Source organism: Solitalea lacus (assembly GCF_022014595.1).
GTDB lineage: Bacteria > Bacteroidota > Bacteroidia > Sphingobacteriales > Sphingobacteriaceae > Solitalea > Solitalea lacus.
The window spans coordinates 4,337,162-4,354,919 of record NZ_CP091740.1 but is presented as its reverse complement, the minus strand read 5'-3'; the positions used below and the strand labels follow the sequence as shown (position 1 = coordinate 4,354,919).

At 38.1% G+C, this 17,758-nt stretch carries 18 protein-coding genes; 4 read left to right on the top strand and 14 right to left on the bottom strand.

Annotated elements, in window-relative coordinates; genetic code table 11:
• Window positions 1-19 precede the first annotated feature (19 nt).
• The 4 genes from recG to L2B55_RS18690 all read left to right on the top strand — a co-directional run bounded on the left by recG (window position 20) and on the right by L2B55_RS18690 (window position 5,541).
• Complete coding sequence (recG, locus tag L2B55_RS18705; protein WP_237847966.1) at window positions 20-2,131, top strand: ATP-dependent DNA helicase RecG; 2,112 nt, start codon at window positions 20-22, stop codon at window positions 2,129-2,131.
• Between the two features lie 43 nt (window positions 2,132-2,174).
• Window positions 2,175-2,663 carry a hypothetical protein gene (locus L2B55_RS18700; protein WP_237847964.1) on the top strand — a complete coding sequence of 163 codons (489 nt, stop codon included), beginning with the start codon at window positions 2,175-2,177 and terminating at the stop codon, window positions 2,661-2,663.
• Between the two features lie 135 nt (window positions 2,664-2,798).
• Window positions 2,799-4,175: a M28 family peptidase gene (locus L2B55_RS18695; protein ID WP_237847962.1), complete on the top strand. Its 1,377-nt coding sequence runs from the start codon at window positions 2,799-2,801 to the stop codon at window positions 4,173-4,175.
• A 79-nt stretch (window positions 4,176-4,254) separates the two neighbouring features.
• A complete protein-coding gene (locus L2B55_RS18690; protein ID WP_338092190.1) occupies window positions 4,255-5,541 on the top strand; it encodes an MFS transporter in 1,287 nt (428 codons plus the stop codon).
• Window positions 5,542-5,554: 13 nt separating this feature from the next.
• Here L2B55_RS18690 and L2B55_RS18685 read toward each other — a convergent pair whose 3' ends face one another.
• From L2B55_RS18685 to rpsB, 14 genes are all read right to left on the bottom strand, one after another.
• Window positions 5,555-6,166, bottom strand: a complete 612-nt coding sequence (locus L2B55_RS18685) for a DUF4136 domain-containing protein (RefSeq protein WP_237847960.1) — start codon at window positions 6,164-6,166, stop codon at window positions 5,555-5,557.
• A 22-nt stretch (window positions 6,167-6,188) separates the two neighbouring features.
• A complete protein-coding gene (locus tag L2B55_RS18680) occupies window positions 6,189-6,875 on the bottom strand; it encodes a LuxR C-terminal-related transcriptional regulator (RefSeq protein WP_237847958.1) in 687 nt (228 codons plus the stop codon).
• A 104-nt stretch (window positions 6,876-6,979) separates the two neighbouring features.
• Window positions 6,980-8,734: an ABC transporter ATP-binding protein gene (locus L2B55_RS18675; protein WP_237847956.1), complete on the bottom strand. Its 1,755-nt coding sequence runs from the start codon at window positions 8,732-8,734 to the stop codon at window positions 6,980-6,982.
• Window positions 8,735-8,887: 153 nt separating this feature from the next.
• A complete protein-coding gene (locus L2B55_RS18670) occupies window positions 8,888-9,760 on the bottom strand; it encodes a helix-turn-helix domain-containing protein (protein WP_237847954.1) in 873 nt (290 codons plus the stop codon).
• 85 nt (window positions 9,761-9,845) lie between these two features.
• Entirely contained in the window at window positions 9,846-10,349 is a 504-nt protein-coding gene (locus L2B55_RS18665) for a DUF6691 family protein (RefSeq protein WP_237847953.1), read from the bottom strand.
• Between the two features lies 1 nt (window position 10,350).
• Window positions 10,351-10,926: a YeeE/YedE family protein gene (locus L2B55_RS18660; RefSeq protein ID WP_237847951.1), complete on the bottom strand. Its 576-nt coding sequence runs from the start codon at window positions 10,924-10,926 to the stop codon at window positions 10,351-10,353.
• 9 nt (window positions 10,927-10,935) lie between these two features.
• Window positions 10,936-12,348, bottom strand: coding sequence for an MBL fold metallo-hydrolase (locus L2B55_RS18655; protein ID WP_237847949.1), 1,413 nt, complete (start codon window positions 12,346-12,348; stop codon window positions 10,936-10,938).
• A gap of 11 nt (window positions 12,349-12,359) precedes the next feature.
• On the bottom strand, window positions 12,360-12,977 hold the full coding sequence (locus L2B55_RS18650; RefSeq protein WP_237847947.1) for a methyltransferase domain-containing protein: 618 nt from the start codon (window positions 12,975-12,977) through the stop codon (window positions 12,360-12,362).
• A 1-nt stretch (window position 12,978) separates the two neighbouring features.
• The gene (gene trxA, locus L2B55_RS18645; RefSeq protein WP_237850310.1) at window positions 12,979-13,278 is read right to left on the bottom strand and encodes a thioredoxin; all 300 of its coding nucleotides are present in this window, start codon (window positions 13,276-13,278) and stop codon (window positions 12,979-12,981) included.
• 138 nt (window positions 13,279-13,416) lie between these two features.
• Complete coding sequence (locus L2B55_RS18640) at window positions 13,417-14,214, bottom strand: sulfite exporter TauE/SafE family protein (RefSeq protein ID WP_237847945.1); 798 nt, start codon at window positions 14,212-14,214, stop codon at window positions 13,417-13,419.
• 214 nt (window positions 14,215-14,428) lie between these two features.
• Window positions 14,429-14,992: a ribosome recycling factor gene (frr, locus tag L2B55_RS18635; protein WP_237847943.1), complete on the bottom strand. Its 564-nt coding sequence runs from the start codon at window positions 14,990-14,992 to the stop codon at window positions 14,429-14,431.
• Window positions 14,993-15,099: 107 nt separating this feature from the next.
• Window positions 15,100-15,807, bottom strand: coding sequence for a UMP kinase (gene pyrH / locus L2B55_RS18630; protein WP_237847941.1), 708 nt, complete (start codon window positions 15,805-15,807; stop codon window positions 15,100-15,102).
• A gap of 175 nt (window positions 15,808-15,982) precedes the next feature.
• The gene (gene tsf / locus L2B55_RS18625; protein ID WP_237847939.1) at window positions 15,983-16,825 is read right to left on the bottom strand and encodes a translation elongation factor Ts; all 843 of its coding nucleotides are present in this window, start codon (window positions 16,823-16,825) and stop codon (window positions 15,983-15,985) included.
• Window positions 16,826-16,929: 104 nt separating this feature from the next.
• Window positions 16,930-17,739: a 30S ribosomal protein S2 gene (gene rpsB, locus L2B55_RS18620; protein ID WP_237847937.1), complete on the bottom strand. Its 810-nt coding sequence runs from the start codon at window positions 17,737-17,739 to the stop codon at window positions 16,930-16,932.
• Window positions 17,740-17,758: the final 19 nt, after the last annotated feature.

The following is a 17,758-nucleotide window of genomic DNA, read 5'->3' as shown; positions in this document are numbered from 1 at the left end:
TTCGTGTATTTTAGTAGTAGTGGAAAGAAAGAGCTTTTTTGAAACACCGATAGAATACTTAAAGGGCGTTGGCCCTTCAAAGGCTGAGATTCTGAAAAAAGAACTCGGTATTTTTACTTATGGAGACTTAATTTATCATTATCCGTTTAGGTATATTGACAGAACACGGTTCTACCGAATCTCAGAGATAAGTCCTGATTTACAATATATTCAAATTAAAGGGGTGATAACAGGCACGCAACTAATTGGAGATGCTCGAAAGAAAAGATTAGTTGCAACCCTTGCTGATGATCATGGGGGGCATTTAGAATTGGTTTGGTTTCAGGGGATTAAATTTGTTGAAAAGAATATTCAAATTGGTCGGCCATATATTGTTTTCGGGAAACCTAATTTCTTTAACCATAAACCCAATCTGCCTCATCCCGAACTCGAATTATTATCTGAAAGCAAAAAGGAATTCCAAACAGCTCTTCAACCAGTTTATTCGTCAACAGAAAAACTGAAACTTTTTTTTCTGGATAGTAAGGGATTAATGAAGCTGATTTATACGGTTTTGCAGCAAGGTGCTCATTTTATTGATGAAACACTTCCAGAGGAAGTCTTGAGTCAGTACAAGTTTATGTCTAAGCGTGAAGCTCTTGCTCAAATCCATTTTCCATCAGACTCTCGTTTACTGCAACGCGCTCAAAGCCGTTTAAAATTTGAAGAGTTGTTTCTCATTCAATTGAGATTATTATTCAATAAACAAGTAAAAAAGAGACTGTATAATGGAAGTACTTTTTCTGTAGTTGGTGAGCTTTTCAATTCATTTTATAATCATCATTTACCATTTGATTTAACAACTGCGCAGAAGAAAGTTGTCCGCGAAATTCGTCAGGACACCTATTCCGGACTTCAAATGAACAGACTATTGCAAGGCGATGTAGGAAGTGGAAAAACGGTAGTAGCTCTCATGACCATGTTGCTTGCAGCTGATAATGGCTATCAGTCTTGTATGATGGCACCAACTGAGATCTTGGCTGTTCAGCATTATCATTCTTTAAGAGGAATGCTGAAGAATATGAACATTGAAGTAGGTCTATTAACCGGTTCAACAAAGAAAAAGGAAAGAACTCGATTGTTTGAAGCATTGTTGAGCGGTGAGCTGAAGTTATTGGTGGGAACGCATGCTCTTATTGAAGACGGAGTTCAATTTCAGAATCTGGGGATGGTAATTATAGACGAGCAACATCGTTTTGGCGTTGAACAAAGAGCTAAATTATGGAGGAAGAATAATAATCCTCCGCATATTTTGGTCATGACAGCCACACCAATTCCTCGTACACTGGCAATGACCTTATATGGAGATTTAGATGTTTCAGTGATAGATGAGTTGCCTGCAGGTAGAAAGCCCATTACAACCTTACATAAATTTGAGAACCATCGCTTGCGATTATTCGGCTTTTTGAAAGAAGAAATTGCCCGGGGCCGTCAGGTTTATATTGTTTATCCTTTAATTGAGGAGTCAGAGAAATTGGATTACCTCGACTTAATGAATGGGTATGAGCATATATCCAATACTTTTCCTGCTCCACAGTACAGAGTTAGCATTGTGCACGGCAAAATGAAGGCTGCAGAAAAGGATATGGAAATGGAGCGGTTTAAAAATGGTGAAACCCATATTATGGTGGCAACTACGGTAATTGAAGTTGGAGTAAATGTACCTAACGCCTCGGTAATGGTAATTGAAAATGCAGAAAAGTTTGGATTGTCTCAATTGCATCAGTTAAGAGGGCGTGTGGGAAGAGGTGCTGAACAGTCGTATTGCATTTTAATGAGTAGTCATAAATTATCATCTGAAGCCAAAATAAGATTAGACACCATGGTACAAACAAATAATGGGTTTGAAATTTCTGAAGTTGATCTTCGATTACGTGGTCCGGGCAACCTGGAGGGCACACAACAAAGTGGAGTGTTGGATTTGAAACTGGCGGATCTGGCTAAAGATCAGCAAATTTTGATTGAAGCCCGGAGTTGCGTTGAACGAATTTTAGATGAGGATCCATCATTAATTATGGAAAAGAATAAGAAGCTAAAGTATTATTTTGAAAATAAAGGAGTTTCTGAAATAACTTGGGAGAAAATTTCGTAAGTATGTATATATTTGAAATTAACAACTTAATCCAATCTTTTTTATGAAAAAATATTTATTAATCATTGTATTGTTGCTGGCATTTCAGAAGGGGTTTGCTCAGGAGTCATTAAGTATTATTCAACAATCGGAAGGGTGGTTTAATCAAAATAGCGAAACGTTTTTAAAGAAAATGACGCCTGCTAGCTGTGAGAAAATTGAAATAGTATGGGATAAGGCTGAACAACAGTATTCTGAAGGTAAAGATTATATCAAAGTGCCGGTTAATTTAGTGCTACTGCCAACTAATAAGCCTGTATCTAAGAAGAAAAGCAAGGAAGAAAAGGCTCCCGAGGCTAGCAATAACCTGTATTTGGTTAAACAAAATGGTTCTTTTAAGTGTGTTTTAGTTAATATTCAACCAGATCCCGCAAAGCATCTGAATGTTATCAAATTATACGATGGGGAAAATGGTGAGTTTTTAATAAAGCAGTTAGACGATATATTACCTTTGCCCAAACCAAACTGGTATTTTGAACAACCTAAAAACTAACTATTTTTATCATAAAATTGTTGCAGTGCCCGACGCATTTACATGCTCGGGCACTGTCATTTTAATCTATATTTAATGTCTCTGTCAAAGGATATATTTTTGTTTTTAAGGAAGAAAAATTCAGTTGATATTTATATGAAGAAAGTAAGTTTATTGATAGCTGCATTGGCTTTTGGGGCCTTAAGTAGTTATGGAGCTAATCCTGATTCAGTTGCTGTAAGTCGTATTTATGGAGAAATTCTGGAAAACGGAAAAGTATATTCTAATCTGCATTATTTATGCAAAAACTTTGGGCCGAGGTTAAGTGGTTCTCCAACAGCACAAAAAGCTGTTGAATGGTCCAAATCCCTTATGGAGTCTTACGGGTTTGACCGCGTTTACCTGCAAGAAGTAATGGTTCCGCATTGGGATAGAGGAGCTAAGGAAAAAGCATTTTTTAAGATTGGAAATACTAAACAGAATGTTTCTGTTGCCGCTTTGGGAGGTTCAGTTGCTACTAATTCCAAAGGAATAGAGGCTGAAGTTGTGGAAGTTTATTCCTTTGATCAGTTGAAAGAAATAGGAGAAGAAAAGATTAAAGGCAGAATAGTTTTCTTTAATCGCCCAATGAGTCAACGGTATTTAAAAACCTTTAATGCATACGGCGCTGCTGTAAATCAACGAACCCAAGGGGCTTCTGAAGCTGCAAAGTACGGAGCTGTGGGTGTGATTGTTCGGTCAGTGACTACCAAGGTTGATGAATTTCCTCATACAGGTTCAGTAGGGTATGCTGATAATGTTGCTAAAATTCCAGCTGCTGCTATCAGTACTCGCGATGCAAATGCACTTAGTGAGGCGTTAAAGGCTAACCCGAAATTAACATTCTACTATCAGCTAAATTGTAAAATACTACCTGATGCAGTTTCTTATAATGTCATTGGTGAAATTAAGGGGGCTGTCTACCCTGAGAAAATTATTACTATTGGAGGGCATTTAGATGCGTGGGATTTGGCAGAAGGCGCACATGATGATGGCGCAGGATCAATGCAATCTGTGGAAGTGCTGCATGCCTTTAAAGCATTAGGAATAAAACCAAAACATACAATTAGGGCCGTATTATTTATGAATGAAGAAAATGGTTTACGCGGAGGCCTGAAATATGCAGAGGTTGCCAAGCAAACTGGGGAGCAACATTTGGCCGCTATTGAGTCTGATTCAGGAGGGTTAACTCCTCGTGGTTTTTCAATAGATGCATCAGGTGATGTAGTGGAGAGGGTTATGAACTGGAAATCTATTTTTGACGAATACGATTTGCGTGAAATTGGAGGAGGGGGAGGAACTGGATCTGATATTGGCCCACTTAAACAAGTAGGGGCGGTATTATTCGGTTTACGGCCTGATTCACAGCGTTATTTCGACTATCATCATGCTCAAACCGATGTGTTTGAAAATGTAAATGAAAGAGAATTAAAGTTGGGTGCCGCTGCTATGACAGCGTTGGTTTACTTAATTGATCAAAACGGCTTAAAATAGTTAGGTTCGAGGTTGGTTTGAATGATGGGATGATCGATCTTTGAGAATTCTTCTTCAGTCCTGCCTCATATTTTATATTGTGTTGACAGAAACTAAAAAATCCGCTGAAATAGTATCAAATTCAGACGCTTTTGCTGCATTACGATTTCCTCAATTCAGATTCTATTTAGTAGCCCGATTTTGCCTGACATTTGCTTTGCAGATGAAAGCGGTAATTATTGGTTGGTTTATTTATAGTTTAACTAAGGACCCATTGTCACTGGGATTTATCGGCTTGGCTGAAGCTATTCCAGCCCTTTCAATAGCCTTATTTGGAGGTTATGTGGCTGACCGGTCAGATAAACGGAACTTATTGATTGTAGTAATTTCGATTATTTTTTTGGCTGCAGCAGTTTTGTTTATCCTAACATTGCCTGCCATGCACTTGAAGATCAATTCGAAAAGTCTGGTATTCATTATTTACTCTTTGGTATTTATTGATGGATTAGCGCGAGGCTTCTTTGCTCCGGCGGCGTTTTCATTAATGGCCTCATTGATCCCCAAAGAATTATATCCTAATTCATCCTCCTGGAACAGCTCGAGCTGGCAATTGGCAGCAGTAATTGGTCCGGCGGCGGGTGGACTGATTTATGGTTTTTATGGCATTTCCATAACTATGGCCATAGTTTTAGTGTTTATGCTATTAGCAATTTTAGGAATAGCAATGTTGAAGCCAGATCCAGCTAAGCCGGTTGTGAAAAAGGAATCGATCTGGAGTAGTTTGGAAGAAGGAATAAGGTTTGTTTTTAGTACAAAAATGATGTTGGGAGCAATGGCTCTTGATATGTTTTCTGTATTTTTTGGAGGAGCAGTGGCATTGTTGCCAGTATTTGCTAATGACATCTTAAAAGTGGGTGCTGAGGGATTGGGAATATTAAGAGCGGCTCCCTCGGCAGGAGCGGTTATTTCAATGCTGATTATGACCCGATTTACACCTGCTGTTCGCCCTTGGAGAAACTTGATAATTGCTGTTGTTGGTTTCGGAGTCGCTACGATTCTATTCGGACTTTCTCAAAGTTTTTACCTCTCCATTTTCTTTTTGTTTTTAGTTGGAGCGTTTGATAGTATAAGTGTGATTATCAGATCAACTATTTTTCAAATGCTAACTCCGGATCATATGAGGGGAAGAGTATCTGCGGTTAATACCATGTTTATTGGCTCATCTAATGAGATTGGTGCATTTGAATCAGGGGTAACAGCAAAGTGGATGGGTGCCACAGTGTCGGTAGTTTTTGGAGGCAGCATGACATTACTCATTGTTGCTTTTGCCTATTTAAAAACCAGGAGCTTATTGCCATTACGTTTAGTAGGGAAAGAGTTTAAATAAAAAAGAAAAGCCGTTAACGGCCTTTCTTTTTTACCGGTGCTTTCGTTTTGTTTTTCACAGAAGTACTTTTTGGTAAGTACTTACCTATGTTTGGAAAATTTTCAAAGGACTCCTTAAACATGGCATCTATTACCCGCTGCGAATCACGTGTAAAAAAACGGTCGTAGCCCACTGATACCCAAACAGGTTTATTGGTTTTGGGGTTCATCAGCGCTAAAATTAATACTCCTTGCGGGCGATCATCGTTTTTCCACTCTTCAGTTGAGCTTTCAATTACTCCTTTAGGTAGTTTTATTTGCTGACCGTAACTTGCTAAGCTTTCCTGCGATTGGATTCCACCTATGAAAGTGAAAGTTAACTGTCCATTTTTGGCATCGAAGTTTAAATGATGTTGGAAAAAATTGTTTTGAAAAGCAGCTAGCATGTTGTTGTTGGCTTGTGCTCGATCGATAGTATCACCGTTCAGCATAACTTTGCCAGGCCTGAATTTGTAGGTTTTGATCTTTGAAAAATCAAATAGTGAGTCGCGGTAAATTTTTACAGTTTGAGCGTAGGCAGTTGTTGAACTCAATACAAACGCCAGTAAAAGAAACAGAGTTTGTGGATAAGATATTCTTTTTTTCATAGAGCGTTTTTTTAGATGATTATTAAATCAAATCAAATGCTTGGGCAAATTTGGTGATGTCGTAACTTGATTGTATATCAAGTTTTGTTCTAATGTTTCTTCGGTGAGTAACTACCGTTTTTTCTGAAATATGAAGTTGAGCGGCAATCTCTTGCGAGTTTTCTCCAAGCGCCATGTATCTTAAAATTTCTTTTTCCCGTTTAGAAAGTGCAGCAAATACTTTTTCATGTCTTCTTAAGAAGTTGTTCTCTTCAAGCAAGCGATTCACCTTCGTTGTAATATGATGCTTGGGATCAATAGGAGAGGCTGATGTAATGATATGGGTTGGCTTTTGGTTACCATCACGGAGAAAAATCTTTGTAGTACTTAAATACCATCTCCAATCATGTTGTTCCGATGCCCGAGCTTGCTGAAAATAGCTGATTATTTTATCATTGAGGGAATTACTTTGAATTAAGTTTAGAATCTTCGGAAGATAATCTGCCACATCTTCTGGGTTAAAAAATTTGGTATGATATTCTTTGCCTAAACTCTTCAAATCTTCAAGTGAAAAGCCTAAAATCTGTTCTCCCCTGGGCGAAATGTATTCAACTGCCATAGTTTCTAGGTTATGAATTATTATAACGGATGGCAAATCGTCTTCAATAGCGATTAAGGCGTTTAATTTTTGTTGAAATACTGAAGCTGTATCCTTGCCTTTTCTGCCCATAGAATAGGAGAATGTTTTCCTTAAGATACAAAAATGATTAGTTATTTATTATGTGGAATTTATGAAATAGAAAACATGAACTAATTAAAGTAAAAGTGCCGGACTTAATCCAGCACTTCTTCTTGTTCGCCAATTTGTTGTCGCCACATGGCGTAGTATAATCCTTTTTGACTTAATAAATCCTGGTGATGCCCTTCTTCGATTATGTGGCCTTTCTCCAGAACATAAATGCAATCAGCATGCATAATAGTACTCAAGCGGTGCGCAATCAGGATGGTGATATGCTCCGCTTTCTTGGAGACCTCTCGTATAGTCTTGCTGATTTCTTCTTCCGTTAGTGAATCAAGAGAGGATGTTGCTTCATCAAAAACTAACAAATCCGGCCTGCGCAGTAATGCTCTGGCAATTGATAATCGTTGTTTTTCTCCACCAGAAACTTTAACGCCTCCTTCTCCAATTAAAGTATCCAAGCCTTTGTCGGCACGAGCCAATAGCGTGTGACAGGCTGCTTTATGTAAAACATCCATGCATTCATCATCAGTAGCATTGGGCCGCACAAACTTTAAGTTTTCTCTGATAGTTCCTGCAAATAATTGAGTTTCTTGGGTTACAAAGCCAATTTTTTCGCGTAACTCATCCAAATCAATTTTATTGCTTTCAATGCCATTATATAAAATTGCGCCTTGTTGCGGGCGATAAAGGCCTACCAATAGTTTAACTAAGGTTGATTTTCCGGCTCCTGATGGGCCAACGAAAGCTATCGTATCACCTTGTTCAACTGTAAAGGTTATATCACTAATTGCATTGCGGTTGGCCGATTGATGCTTAAAGCTCACCTCATCAAATTCTAACTGGCTGATCTTGGTAAGATGCGCCGGATTTGAAGGCTTAATGTCTTTAGGAGTATTTAAAATGCTTTCAAAATTGTTTAAAGAAACTTCCGCCTCACGGTAAATATTAATGATATTTCCCAGTTCCTGTAATGGTCCAAAAATGAAGAAGGAATAAAACATTAAAGAGAAAAATTGACCCACTGTAATCTCTTCTCTAAAAATCAGAAGCAACATTAAAAAGATAATGGATGTTCTGAGGAAGTTAACCGTTGTACCCTGAACAAAGCTTAAACTACGTATATATTTTACCTTTTTTAATTCAAGGCCTAAGATTTTTATGGTGGTGCCATTCAATCGATCAATCTCCTGGTTAGCCAATCCCAGTGATTTTACCAGTTCTATGTTTCTTAATGATTCAGTCGTTGATCCTGCCAGTGAAGTAGTTTCAGCAACAATGGTTTTCTGCATTTTCTTAATTCGTTTACTCAATGCAGAACTCAGAAAGCCCAAAACAGGAATGGTAATAAAAAAAATTGGAGCAATTATCCAATGTACCCTAATTGCATAAATGGATACGAAAACTATTCCAACCAGAGAGGTAAACAAGGTGTTAATAAATGTGGTAATTAAGCGCTCAACATCAGTACGTACCTTTTGTAATTTGCCTAAAGTTTCGCCGCTTCGTTGGTCCTCAAATACTTGATAAGGAAGTTCTAATGAGTGTGCTAAGCCGTCGCTATACATTTTTGCCCCCATCTTCTGTACAATTACATTTGCAAAATAATCCTGGAAGTTTTTGGCTACTCTGGAAATAAATGCTACTCCAATTATACCCAGAAGGTAAAGGCCAACACCTCTAAAAAACGCATCAGAGCTAAGGGTTTTAAACTTGGTAACATAATCGTCCATTAACCTCCCAAATATGTATGGGTCGAGCATTGAAAATCCTTGATTAATGGTTGCCAGCACCAAGGCCAGAAACAATAGTTTTTTATAATTTTTCAGGTACGAGAAAAGTATCTTCATTTTGCTTGTATATGTAGATGAATGCTTAAGGAACAAATCACTACAGGAATAAATAGTAAATGCTATGAATTTGTTTTAGTTTATGAAGATATAAAGGTAGAACGTTATCTCAAAGTAGTGAAGGCTGTTTTGTAAAGAGAATAGAAAAATAACTTACACTTGTTGTTTCCTAAACTCATCCGGACTAACACCTGTATACTTTTTGAAGAATCTACTGAAATAGGCATTGTCTTCAAAGTTAAGATGCCAAGCTATTTCACTAATGGTTTGCCCTGAGTTAACCAACATACGCTTAGCCTCAAGCAAAATGCGATCCCGGATAAGCTCTCCGGCTGATTTTCCTGTTGTACTAGTCACCACAGCATTTAGGTGATTGGGCGTAATGTATAACAATTCAGCATATTCCTTTGGCAATTTCTTTGTTTTAAAATTGGTTTCAATCAATTTTTCAAAATTGCGTAATAGGGTGTAATTGTAGCGGGTGGTTTCGTTTGACTTTTCGGGTTGACAAGCTCTAGCCAATACAACCAATAATTGAAGCATTAATGCCCTTATGTAATCGTTTTTAAAATCAGAATCGGCTTCATGTTCCTGCTTGATGTGTGCAAACAAAGAAAGAGCCTGTTCTTTAATTTCCTCCTTGAGCATGGTGGTCGACCGCTGCGTCATTGAATTAAAGAATGGAAACTCATTTAAAAAATGGGGGTTATAGCAAACTGAAGTAAAAAAACTCTCATCGAAGTTGATGATAGAGCCATCTGTATTGTCACTGAAATTCCAGGAGTGAATTTGTCCGGGAGCAAGAAAGAACAGTTGTCCAGGATTCACATCAAAGGTGTTAAAATCAACAGTGTATTTTCCACTACCTTCTGCGATATACATCAGCTGATAAAAACTATGACGATGCGGCATAATTAGTTTTGACTGATTCTCCAGGAACGTTTTAAGACTGCAGGCCATAAAGTCTTTGGTACAGGTTTCTGTTCCAAACAGGTTACAGATACTATAGGTGGGGATTTTATTCATAAGAATGAATACACTGATTATATAATACGAATTACACTAAATTATTAGATTTAGTGTAATTCGCACAAATGGGTTTATTAGGGTTTTAATGAGGAAGTCTGTCACGTAACAAGCCATATACCCAAGTGCCGGCAATGGCGCTTAACAGGGTAACTGTTACAGCTAAGAATCCGCTTCCTATTTGAGCAAACAATGGGCCGGGGCAAGCGCCTGTTAGTGCCCAGCCTAAACCGAACATCAAACCTCCAATTATTTGTCCTTTATTGAAGGTTTTGTCGTGGAAAATCACTTTTTCTCCCTTGGCGGTTTTAATGTTAAACTTTTTGATTAGCCAAACTGAGAGCATGCCTACTGTTACTGCTGAACCAATCACTCCGTACATATGGAAGGATTGCAGGCGAAACATTTCCTGAATTCGAAACCAAGAAACAATTTCTGCCTTTACAAACACCACTCCGAACAATAAACCTATTATCAGATATTTAAAGTTGGCTGTAAAACCTTCAAATGAGCGTTGTTCATTAGGCGACTCGCACTCAATAGGGTGTTCAATTACAAATTCTTCTTTCTCTACAATTTCGCTCTTCATCTTAAAATAAATTGAATAGTAAGGGTAAAATAAACCAGGTCATTGCAAAACCTCCAACCATAAAGGAGATGGTTGCCACTAGTGATGGCCATTGCAGATTTGATAAACCCATTATTGCATGTCCTGAAGTACATCCTCCTGCATAACGTGTTCCAAAGCCAACAAGAAACCCTCCGATCACCATAAAGAATAGTCCTTTAAGGCTAAAGAGATTGCTAAAACTAAAAATATCCAGGGGCAAAAAATGACCAAAATCTTTTACGCCCAGCTGCTGTAAATCAGTAACTGTTTGCGGGTTGAGCTTTATTGGCTCAGGGTTGGCCAGCACGAAGCTTGCAAGAAATCCTCCAATGGCAATCCCAAAGACAAAGAACAGGTTCCAGGCTTCTTTTTTCCAATTGTAGTTAAAGAAGGGGATCTTTGCCGGTAAACATGCTGCACAAATGTGACGCAATGATGAACTAATTCCAAAGGATTTATTGCCAATAAGCAATAACGCTGGAACAGTTAAGCCAATTAGCGGCCCTGCAATGTACCAGGGCCAAGGCTGTTTAATGAAATTAATTATCGTATCCATATTGATGAATTACCTGCTTTGTAGTTTGCTTTGACAAACAAAATCAGTTTTTGGAACAGAAGTTTTAGCAATAGCTCCAAATCCTCCTGCAACTTCAGTGAAGTTGTTAAATCCGCGTGCTTTTAAAATGGATGCTGTAATCATTGAGCGGTATCCACCAGCGCAATGAATATAGTAATGTGTTTTTGGATCAACAGAACTCATCCATTCATTAATATAATCGAGTGGCTTATTGTAAGCATCTTCAACGTGTTCTGCACGGTATTCGCTTTCTTTACGAACATCAAGTACTACTGTTTCGTTTTTTTGGAATCTGCTGGCAAACTCTTCTGCAGTAATACTGTCTATAATTTCAACATCTTTACCGTCATTTTTCCATGCTTCAAAGCCGCCTTTTAAATGCCCAATAGTATTATCATAACCAACACGAGCCAAGCGTGTTACCGCTTCTTCTTCACGACCAAGGTCCGTTACTAATAAAATAGGTTGCTTCAAATCAGTGATTAGTGCTCCTACCCAAGCAGCAAACTGACCATCCAAACCAATATTAATCGAATTTGGAATAAATCCTTTGGCAAACTCAGTAGGTTTTCTGGTATCCAAAACGATTGCTTCCTCTGCATCTGCTGTCATTTCAAACTCTTCAGGAGATAATTCACGTGCTCCTTGGCTAAGTACTTCATCAATGCTTTCGTAGCCTTTTTTATTTAGCATTGCATTTTTAGGGAAATACTGAGGAGGAGGAGCAATGCCATCCAATACCTCTTTTATAAATTCTTCTTTACTGATATTGCGTAAAGCGTAATTGGTTTCTTTCTGGTGACCTAAAGTATCCCAGGTCTCTTTACTCATGTTTTTACCACAAGCTGAACCTGCGCCATGTGCAGGATAAATGATTATATCGTCAGGCAAGGTCATTACTTTGCTTCGCAAGGAATCATATAATAAGCCTGCCAAATCTTCTTTAGTCAAATCTGATTTGACGGCAAGATCCGGACGACCAACATCGCCTATAAATAAAGTGTCACCGCTAAATAAACTGTGGTATTTGCCATTTTTATCAATTAACAAGTAACAGCTCGACTCCAGGGTATGACCTGGGGTGTGTAAAACCCTAATGGTTATATCTCCGACTTTAAACTCTTCACCGTCCTTTGCAATATGAGCAGCAAAAGCAGTTTCAGCTGTTGGGCCGTAAACTATGGTAGCTCCGGTCTTCTTTGCCAGGTCAATATGGCCTGAAACGAAATCTGCATGGAAGTGCGTTTCAAACACGTATTTAATTTTGGCGTTTTCTTTTTCTGCTTTGGCAATGTAAGGAGCTACTTCGCGTAGTGGGTCAATTATAACCGCTTCACCTTTTGATTCAATATAATAAGCGCCCTGCGCCAAACATCCGGTATAAATTTGTTCTACTTTCATCTCACAGTATTTTAATTAATCTTTCTAAAATTGATGAACAACTCTGTTCCGGCACGAGGTTGCACAGAATTAGAACAATCATCAATTGTTTTTAGTTCAAATTTTGATTCGAATAAGGTTATATATTCAGCTTTGTTTCCGCCAAACGGTGGACCTTGAAGCTCAAACGTTCTGTTAAAAAGCACTCCAACTAAACGGCCATCAGGCTTTAAGAGCTGATGAGTTTTCGATACATAATTTTCTCGCATCTGAGGAGCTATTGCACAGAAAAATGTTTGCTCCAGAATTAAGTCAAACTGTCCTTCCATCTCAAAAAAGTCTCCGGTAATTATTTTCAGACTTCCATTGCTGATAAAGGGGGAAAGTTGTTGACTTAGAGAAGTGGTAAGTGTTTCTGCAATATCAACCACAGTAACGTTAGTAAACCCGCTATTAAGCAAATATTCTGCTTCGTAAGCATTACCACAGCCCGGTATTAGAATTGAAATAGATTTATCCGATAATTGATCTATATAGGCCTTTAGCGGAGGAGAAACCATTCCTAAATCCCATCCTGTTTGCTGATTTTGATAACGATCATCCCAATAAGCTTGGTTTAACGATTCATGGTTATTTGCAATTTCCTTCATCTTATTTTATATGGGATTTTAAAACACCTTCAAGCTGCATGGCAGGCACAACTCCCGACTGCCGCCATTTAATTTCCCCGTTCTGAAACAAAATTAATGTAGGTACTCCCATTACGTTGTATGCAGAGGCTGCTGCTGGGTTTTTATCCACATCAACCTTAATGATGGTTACCTGGTCTCCAATTTTGCCTTTTACTTCCTCTAAAATGGGTGACATCATTTTGCATGGTCCACACCAGGTTGCAAAGAAATCAACCAGTACAGGTGTGCTTGATTTTATCATATCTGAAAATGTTGCCATATACTTTAGCTTATTTGTTTCGATAAAATTCCTTGTGTATTGAATGGCTACTTTTAATCTCCTTTTCATGGAGCGTAAACATTGTTAGCCAAAAAACTATGTTTGCAAGAAGGAATAGAAATACACTCTTTTTAGTTCTCATTTAATTAAAAGTTCCTTGATGATAATGAACGACCCCATTATTAGCACAAACCACCCAAAGGCAGGCTTTAATTTCTCACTGCTTATTTTTTTTGACAATGCTCCTCCAATCAAAATTCCAATCGAGGCTATTCCGAAGAACTTTAACATGAATCCCCAGTCGGAAGCCTGAATGCCTACATGATTACTCATAAAGCCGATCAATGAGTTAAGTACAATAATTACCAATGACGTTCCAATTGCTTTTTTTATGGGAAGGTTTGCCATAATTACTAATGCAGGAATAATTAAAAAACCACCTCCTGCACCTACCAAGCCCGTTACTTCTCCTACAAATAACCCTTGTGCAATAAGCAACGTATTGTTCGGATTTTGTTGCACTTTTTCCTGTTCAGCATATTTGGGCTTTTTTATCATTGAATAAGCCGCAAAAAGCATCACAAGAGCAAAGATTAGTAATAAGAAGAGGGATTTATTTATAGAGATTGATCCAAAACTGAGAACAATTTCTGGGATCAGTTTTACTAAATATGTACGTGTGATAAATACAGAGAATACCGATGGTATGCCGAACATTAAAACACTGCGCCAATCAATGTTATTTTGTTTGAAATGACTTACAGAGCCAACCAAGCTTGTCAATCCTACAATAAAAAGCGAATAAGCAGTTGCCTGAACTGTATCAATATGAAACAAATACACCAAAATTGGAACGGTTAAAATGGATCCTCCTCCTCCAATCAAACCAAGGGTAAGTCCCATTAAAATTGCGCCTATGTATCCGATTAGCTCCATTCGATCTTGTTTTTTAACAATGCAAAAGTGGAGAATTAATCCAAGCTATCCTTTGACAATAAACTGCCTTTTGTTGTACTTTTTACTGATTGCCCCAGTTAGTCAATAGATTATTAGTATTTACAGGTTTTAGCATTTGCAGACCAAAGTGTTATAAAATAGAAAAGGATTCCTTTTTCGGAATCCTTTTCTATTTTATGCGTTGAAAACTGAATTAAACAGTTAAGATATCTTTTTCTTTCGCTTCAACTATCTTGTCAATTTTGGCGATATAGCTGTCAGTCAATTTCTGAACTTCAGCTTCTCCGCCTTTGATTTCGTCTTCAGAAACACCTTCTTTAGAAAGCTTTTTAATTTTTTCGTTAGCGTCTTTACGGATATTACGAACAGTAACTTTTCCATTTTCAGCTTCAGCTTTAACTTTTTTAACAAGGTCTTTACGACGCTCTTCAGTTAATGGTGGAACGTTAATACGAACCACTATACCGTCATTTTGTGGGTTAAAGCCAAGGTTTGCTTCCATGATGGCTTTCTCAATTGGAGTGATCATGGTTTTTTCCCAAGGTTGAATTACAATTGTACGAGCATCAGGAGTGTTTACGCTTGCCACCTGACTAACAGGTACCAGACTGCCGTAATAGTCAACATGAACGCCATCAATCATAGAAGGCATTGCTTTGCCAGCACGGATTTTTAATAATTCACCATCAGTGTGTACAACAGTTTTCTCCATATGCTCCTTAGCATCGTCCAACTGTTTTTTTATTAAGTCGTTCATAAATTATTTATTTAAATATATGATTGATGAAATGCGATTTATGATTACCCCTGATAAAAGAGCCATCAAATTCATGTCACCTCTTTCTGTTCTTAGAAATATACGAATTATCCTTCTACCAAGGTTCCGATAGGCTCACCTACTGCAATTTTCATGAAATTACCAGGCTTATTCATGTCAAACACAATTATTGGTAATTTATTTTCCTGGCAAAGTGTAAAGGCAGTCATGTCCATCACGTTCAGATTCTTTTCATACACTTCGCTGAAAGTAATTTTGTCATAACGAATTGCACTTGGGTCTTTCTCTGGATCGGCAGTATAAATACCATCCACACGAGTTCCTTTTAATACCACATCGGCTTCAATTTCAATGGCACGTAATGAAGCGGCTGTATCGGTGGTAAAGTAAGGGTTACCTGTACCTGCTCCAAAAATTACTACACGGCCTTTTTCCAAGTGACGAACGGCTCTGCGACGGATAAATGGTTCACAAATTTGCTCCATTTTAATTGCTGAAAGCAAACGTGTTTTTATCCCAGTTTTCTCCAAAGCATCCTGTAACGCCATACTGTTAATCACAGTGGCCAGCATACCCATGTAATCAGCCTGCACACGGTCCATGCCACCTTTTTCAGCATCCAGCCCACGATGAATATTGCCACCGCCAATAACTATGGCAATTTCTACGCCCTTATCGGCTACCTCTTTAATATCTTTTGCATACTGATTAACACGCTCAGGGTCAATGCCGAATGGCTTGTTTCCCATTAGAGACTCTCCGCTAAGTTTAAGTAGAATTCTTTTATAGTTCATTGGATATGATAAAAACTGCGCAAAAATAGAAAAATTGTTTTAATGATAGGTGAGGATGACGCATTTAGGTGATAAAAAGATAATATTTTACAGTTTGTAATTTACAAGCGTCCGATACAAAAAACGGCTGCTTCCTTATCAGAAACAACCGTTTTATATTTAGTTAAAAAGTTAATTAACCAATAACAACGCGTTTGAATGCGGTTACAGTTAAACCTTTTTTAACACCGTCTAACATCTGAGCGATGGTTTTAGAGCTATCCTTAACGAACTCTTGGTTCAATAAAGTAGACTCTTTGTAAAATTTGTTCAATTTACCTTGAGCAATTTTCTCTACCATTTCTTCAGGTTTACCTTCAGCACGGATTTGATCTTTAGCAATTTCTAATTCGCGCTCAATGGTAGAAGCATCAACACCGTCTTTATCAACTGCGATAGGGCTCATAGCAGCAATTTGCATTGCAACGTCTTTACCTGCTTCAGTAATATCAGTACCTGCTGCACCTGCAAATACAACTAATACACCCATTTTACCGTTTGAGTGGATATATGAAGTAACAGCTTCACCTGATACGTTTTCGTAGCTAGAGATAACGATTTTCTCTCCAATTTTACCAGTTAATTCGGTAATGGTTTCAGCAACAGTACGGCCATCAGCTAATTTAATTTGCTCCAACTCTTCAGTAGTAGCAGGATTGTTAGCTACAGCTGCATCTAAAATAGCTTGTCCTAAATTGCGGAAGTCTTCTACTTTAGAAACCGGCTCAGTTTCACAAGCTAAAGCAATTAATTTACCGTTAGTACCATCAGCAGATAAGTTTACTAAAACGATACCTTCAGCAGTAGTATTGCCTGAACGAGCAGCAGAAACTTTCTGACCTTTTTTACGTAACAAGTCGATGGCTGCTTCAAAGTCACCGTTAGTTTCAGTTAATGCTTTTTTACAATCCATCATACCTGCGCCTGTTTGTAAACGTAATTTGTTTACATCTGCTGCGCTAATTTGTACAGTTGACATATTTTTATTTCTAAATTTTAGATTTTTTAAAACAGTTACGGGTTACGTGTTGCGTGTTGATAATAACTCGTAACTCGTAACCCGCAACGTTAATTCAAAGAATATTACTCAGCAGATTCTGCCTCTTCGCTTTTCTCAGCTTTTTTAGCTTTTGGAGCAGCGCCTTCAGCTTTTTCAGCTTTAGCAGCAGCAATTGCTTCTTTGTCTGATTCTTCTTCTTTTTCGCGTTTACGCTCTTCTAAACCCTCTTCGATAGCCTTGCAGATAATGCCTGTAATCAATGAAATTGATTTAGTTGCATCGTCATTCGCAGGGATAGGGAAGTCGATATTAGTAGGGTCAGAGTTAGTATCTACCATCGCGAAAGTAGGGATGTTCAATTTCAACGCTTCAGAAACAGCGATGTGCTCTTTCTTAACGTCAATTAAGAACAATGCCGCAGGAAGACGGTTTAGGTCAGCAATACCACCTAAAACTCTTTCTAATTTCACGCGGTCGCGGCTGATCATTAACTTCTCTTTTTTCGACAAATTGTCGTAAGTACCGTCTTTGGTCAATTTATCGATGTTAGTCATCTTTTTAATCGACTTACGTACTGTAGTGAAGTTAGTTAACATGCCACCTAACCAACGCTCGGTTACGAAAGGCATGTTTACGCCTTGAGCTTGTGCAGCTACGATATCTTTTGCTTGTTTTTTTGTAGCTACAAATAATACTTTGCGACCTGATTTAACGATTTGCTTAATTGCTGAAGCAGCTTCTTCAACTTTAACCAACGTTTTGTTCAAATCGATAATGTGGATACCGTTTTTCTCCATGAAAATGTATGGAGCCATTTTTGGATTCCACTTGCGGGTAAGGTGACCAAAGTGGACACCTGCATCCAACAATTCGTTATAAGAAGTTCTTGCCATGTTAGTGTTCCTCCAAAAA

Excerpts from the sequence above, each read along its gene's own strand:
- L2B55_RS18700 (WP_237847964.1), top strand. The coding sequence starts at position 2,175 with ATGAAAAAATATTTATTAATCATTGTATTGTTGCTGGCATTTCAGAAG.
- L2B55_RS18695 (WP_237847962.1), top strand. The coding sequence starts at position 2,799 with ATGAAGAAAGTAAGTTTATTGATAGCTGCATTGGCTTTTGGGGCCTTA.
- L2B55_RS18685 (WP_237847960.1), bottom strand. The coding sequence starts at position 6,166 with ATGAAAAAAAGAATATCTTATCCACAAACTCTGTTTCTTTTACTGGCG.
- L2B55_RS18680 (WP_237847958.1), bottom strand. The coding sequence starts at position 6,875 with ATGGGCAGAAAAGGCAAGGATACAGCTTCAGTATTTCAACAAAAATTA.
- L2B55_RS18675 (WP_237847956.1), bottom strand. The coding sequence starts at position 8,734 with ATGAAGATACTTTTCTCGTACCTGAAAAATTATAAAAAACTATTGTTT.
- L2B55_RS18670 (WP_237847954.1), bottom strand. The coding sequence starts at position 9,760 with ATGAATAAAATCCCCACCTATAGTATCTGTAACCTGTTTGGAACAGAA.
- L2B55_RS18665 (WP_237847953.1), bottom strand. The coding sequence starts at position 10,349 with ATGAAGAGCGAAATTGTAGAGAAAGAAGAATTTGTAATTGAACACCCT.
- L2B55_RS18660 (WP_237847951.1), bottom strand. The coding sequence starts at position 10,926 with ATGGATACGATAATTAATTTCATTAAACAGCCTTGGCCCTGGTACATT.
- L2B55_RS18655 (WP_237847949.1), bottom strand. The coding sequence starts at position 12,348 with ATGAAAGTAGAACAAATTTATACCGGATGTTTGGCGCAGGGCGCTTAT.
- L2B55_RS18650 (WP_237847947.1), bottom strand. The coding sequence starts at position 12,977 with ATGAAGGAAATTGCAAATAACCATGAATCGTTAAACCAAGCTTATTGG.
- trxA (WP_237850310.1), bottom strand. The coding sequence starts at position 13,278 with ATGGCAACATTTTCAGATATGATAAAATCAAGCACACCTGTACTGGTT.
- L2B55_RS18640 (WP_237847945.1), bottom strand. The coding sequence starts at position 14,214 with ATGGAGCTAATCGGATACATAGGCGCAATTTTAATGGGACTTACCCTT.
- frr (WP_237847943.1), bottom strand. The coding sequence starts at position 14,992 with ATGAACGACTTAATAAAAAAACAGTTGGACGATGCTAAGGAGCATATG.
- pyrH (WP_237847941.1), bottom strand. The coding sequence starts at position 15,807 with ATGAACTATAAAAGAATTCTACTTAAACTTAGCGGAGAGTCTCTAATG.
- tsf (WP_237847939.1), bottom strand. The coding sequence starts at position 16,825 with ATGTCAACTGTACAAATTAGCGCAGCAGATGTAAACAAATTACGTTTA.
- rpsB (WP_237847937.1), bottom strand. The coding sequence starts at position 17,739 with ATGGCAAGAACTTCTTATAACGAATTGTTGGATGCAGGTGTCCACTTT.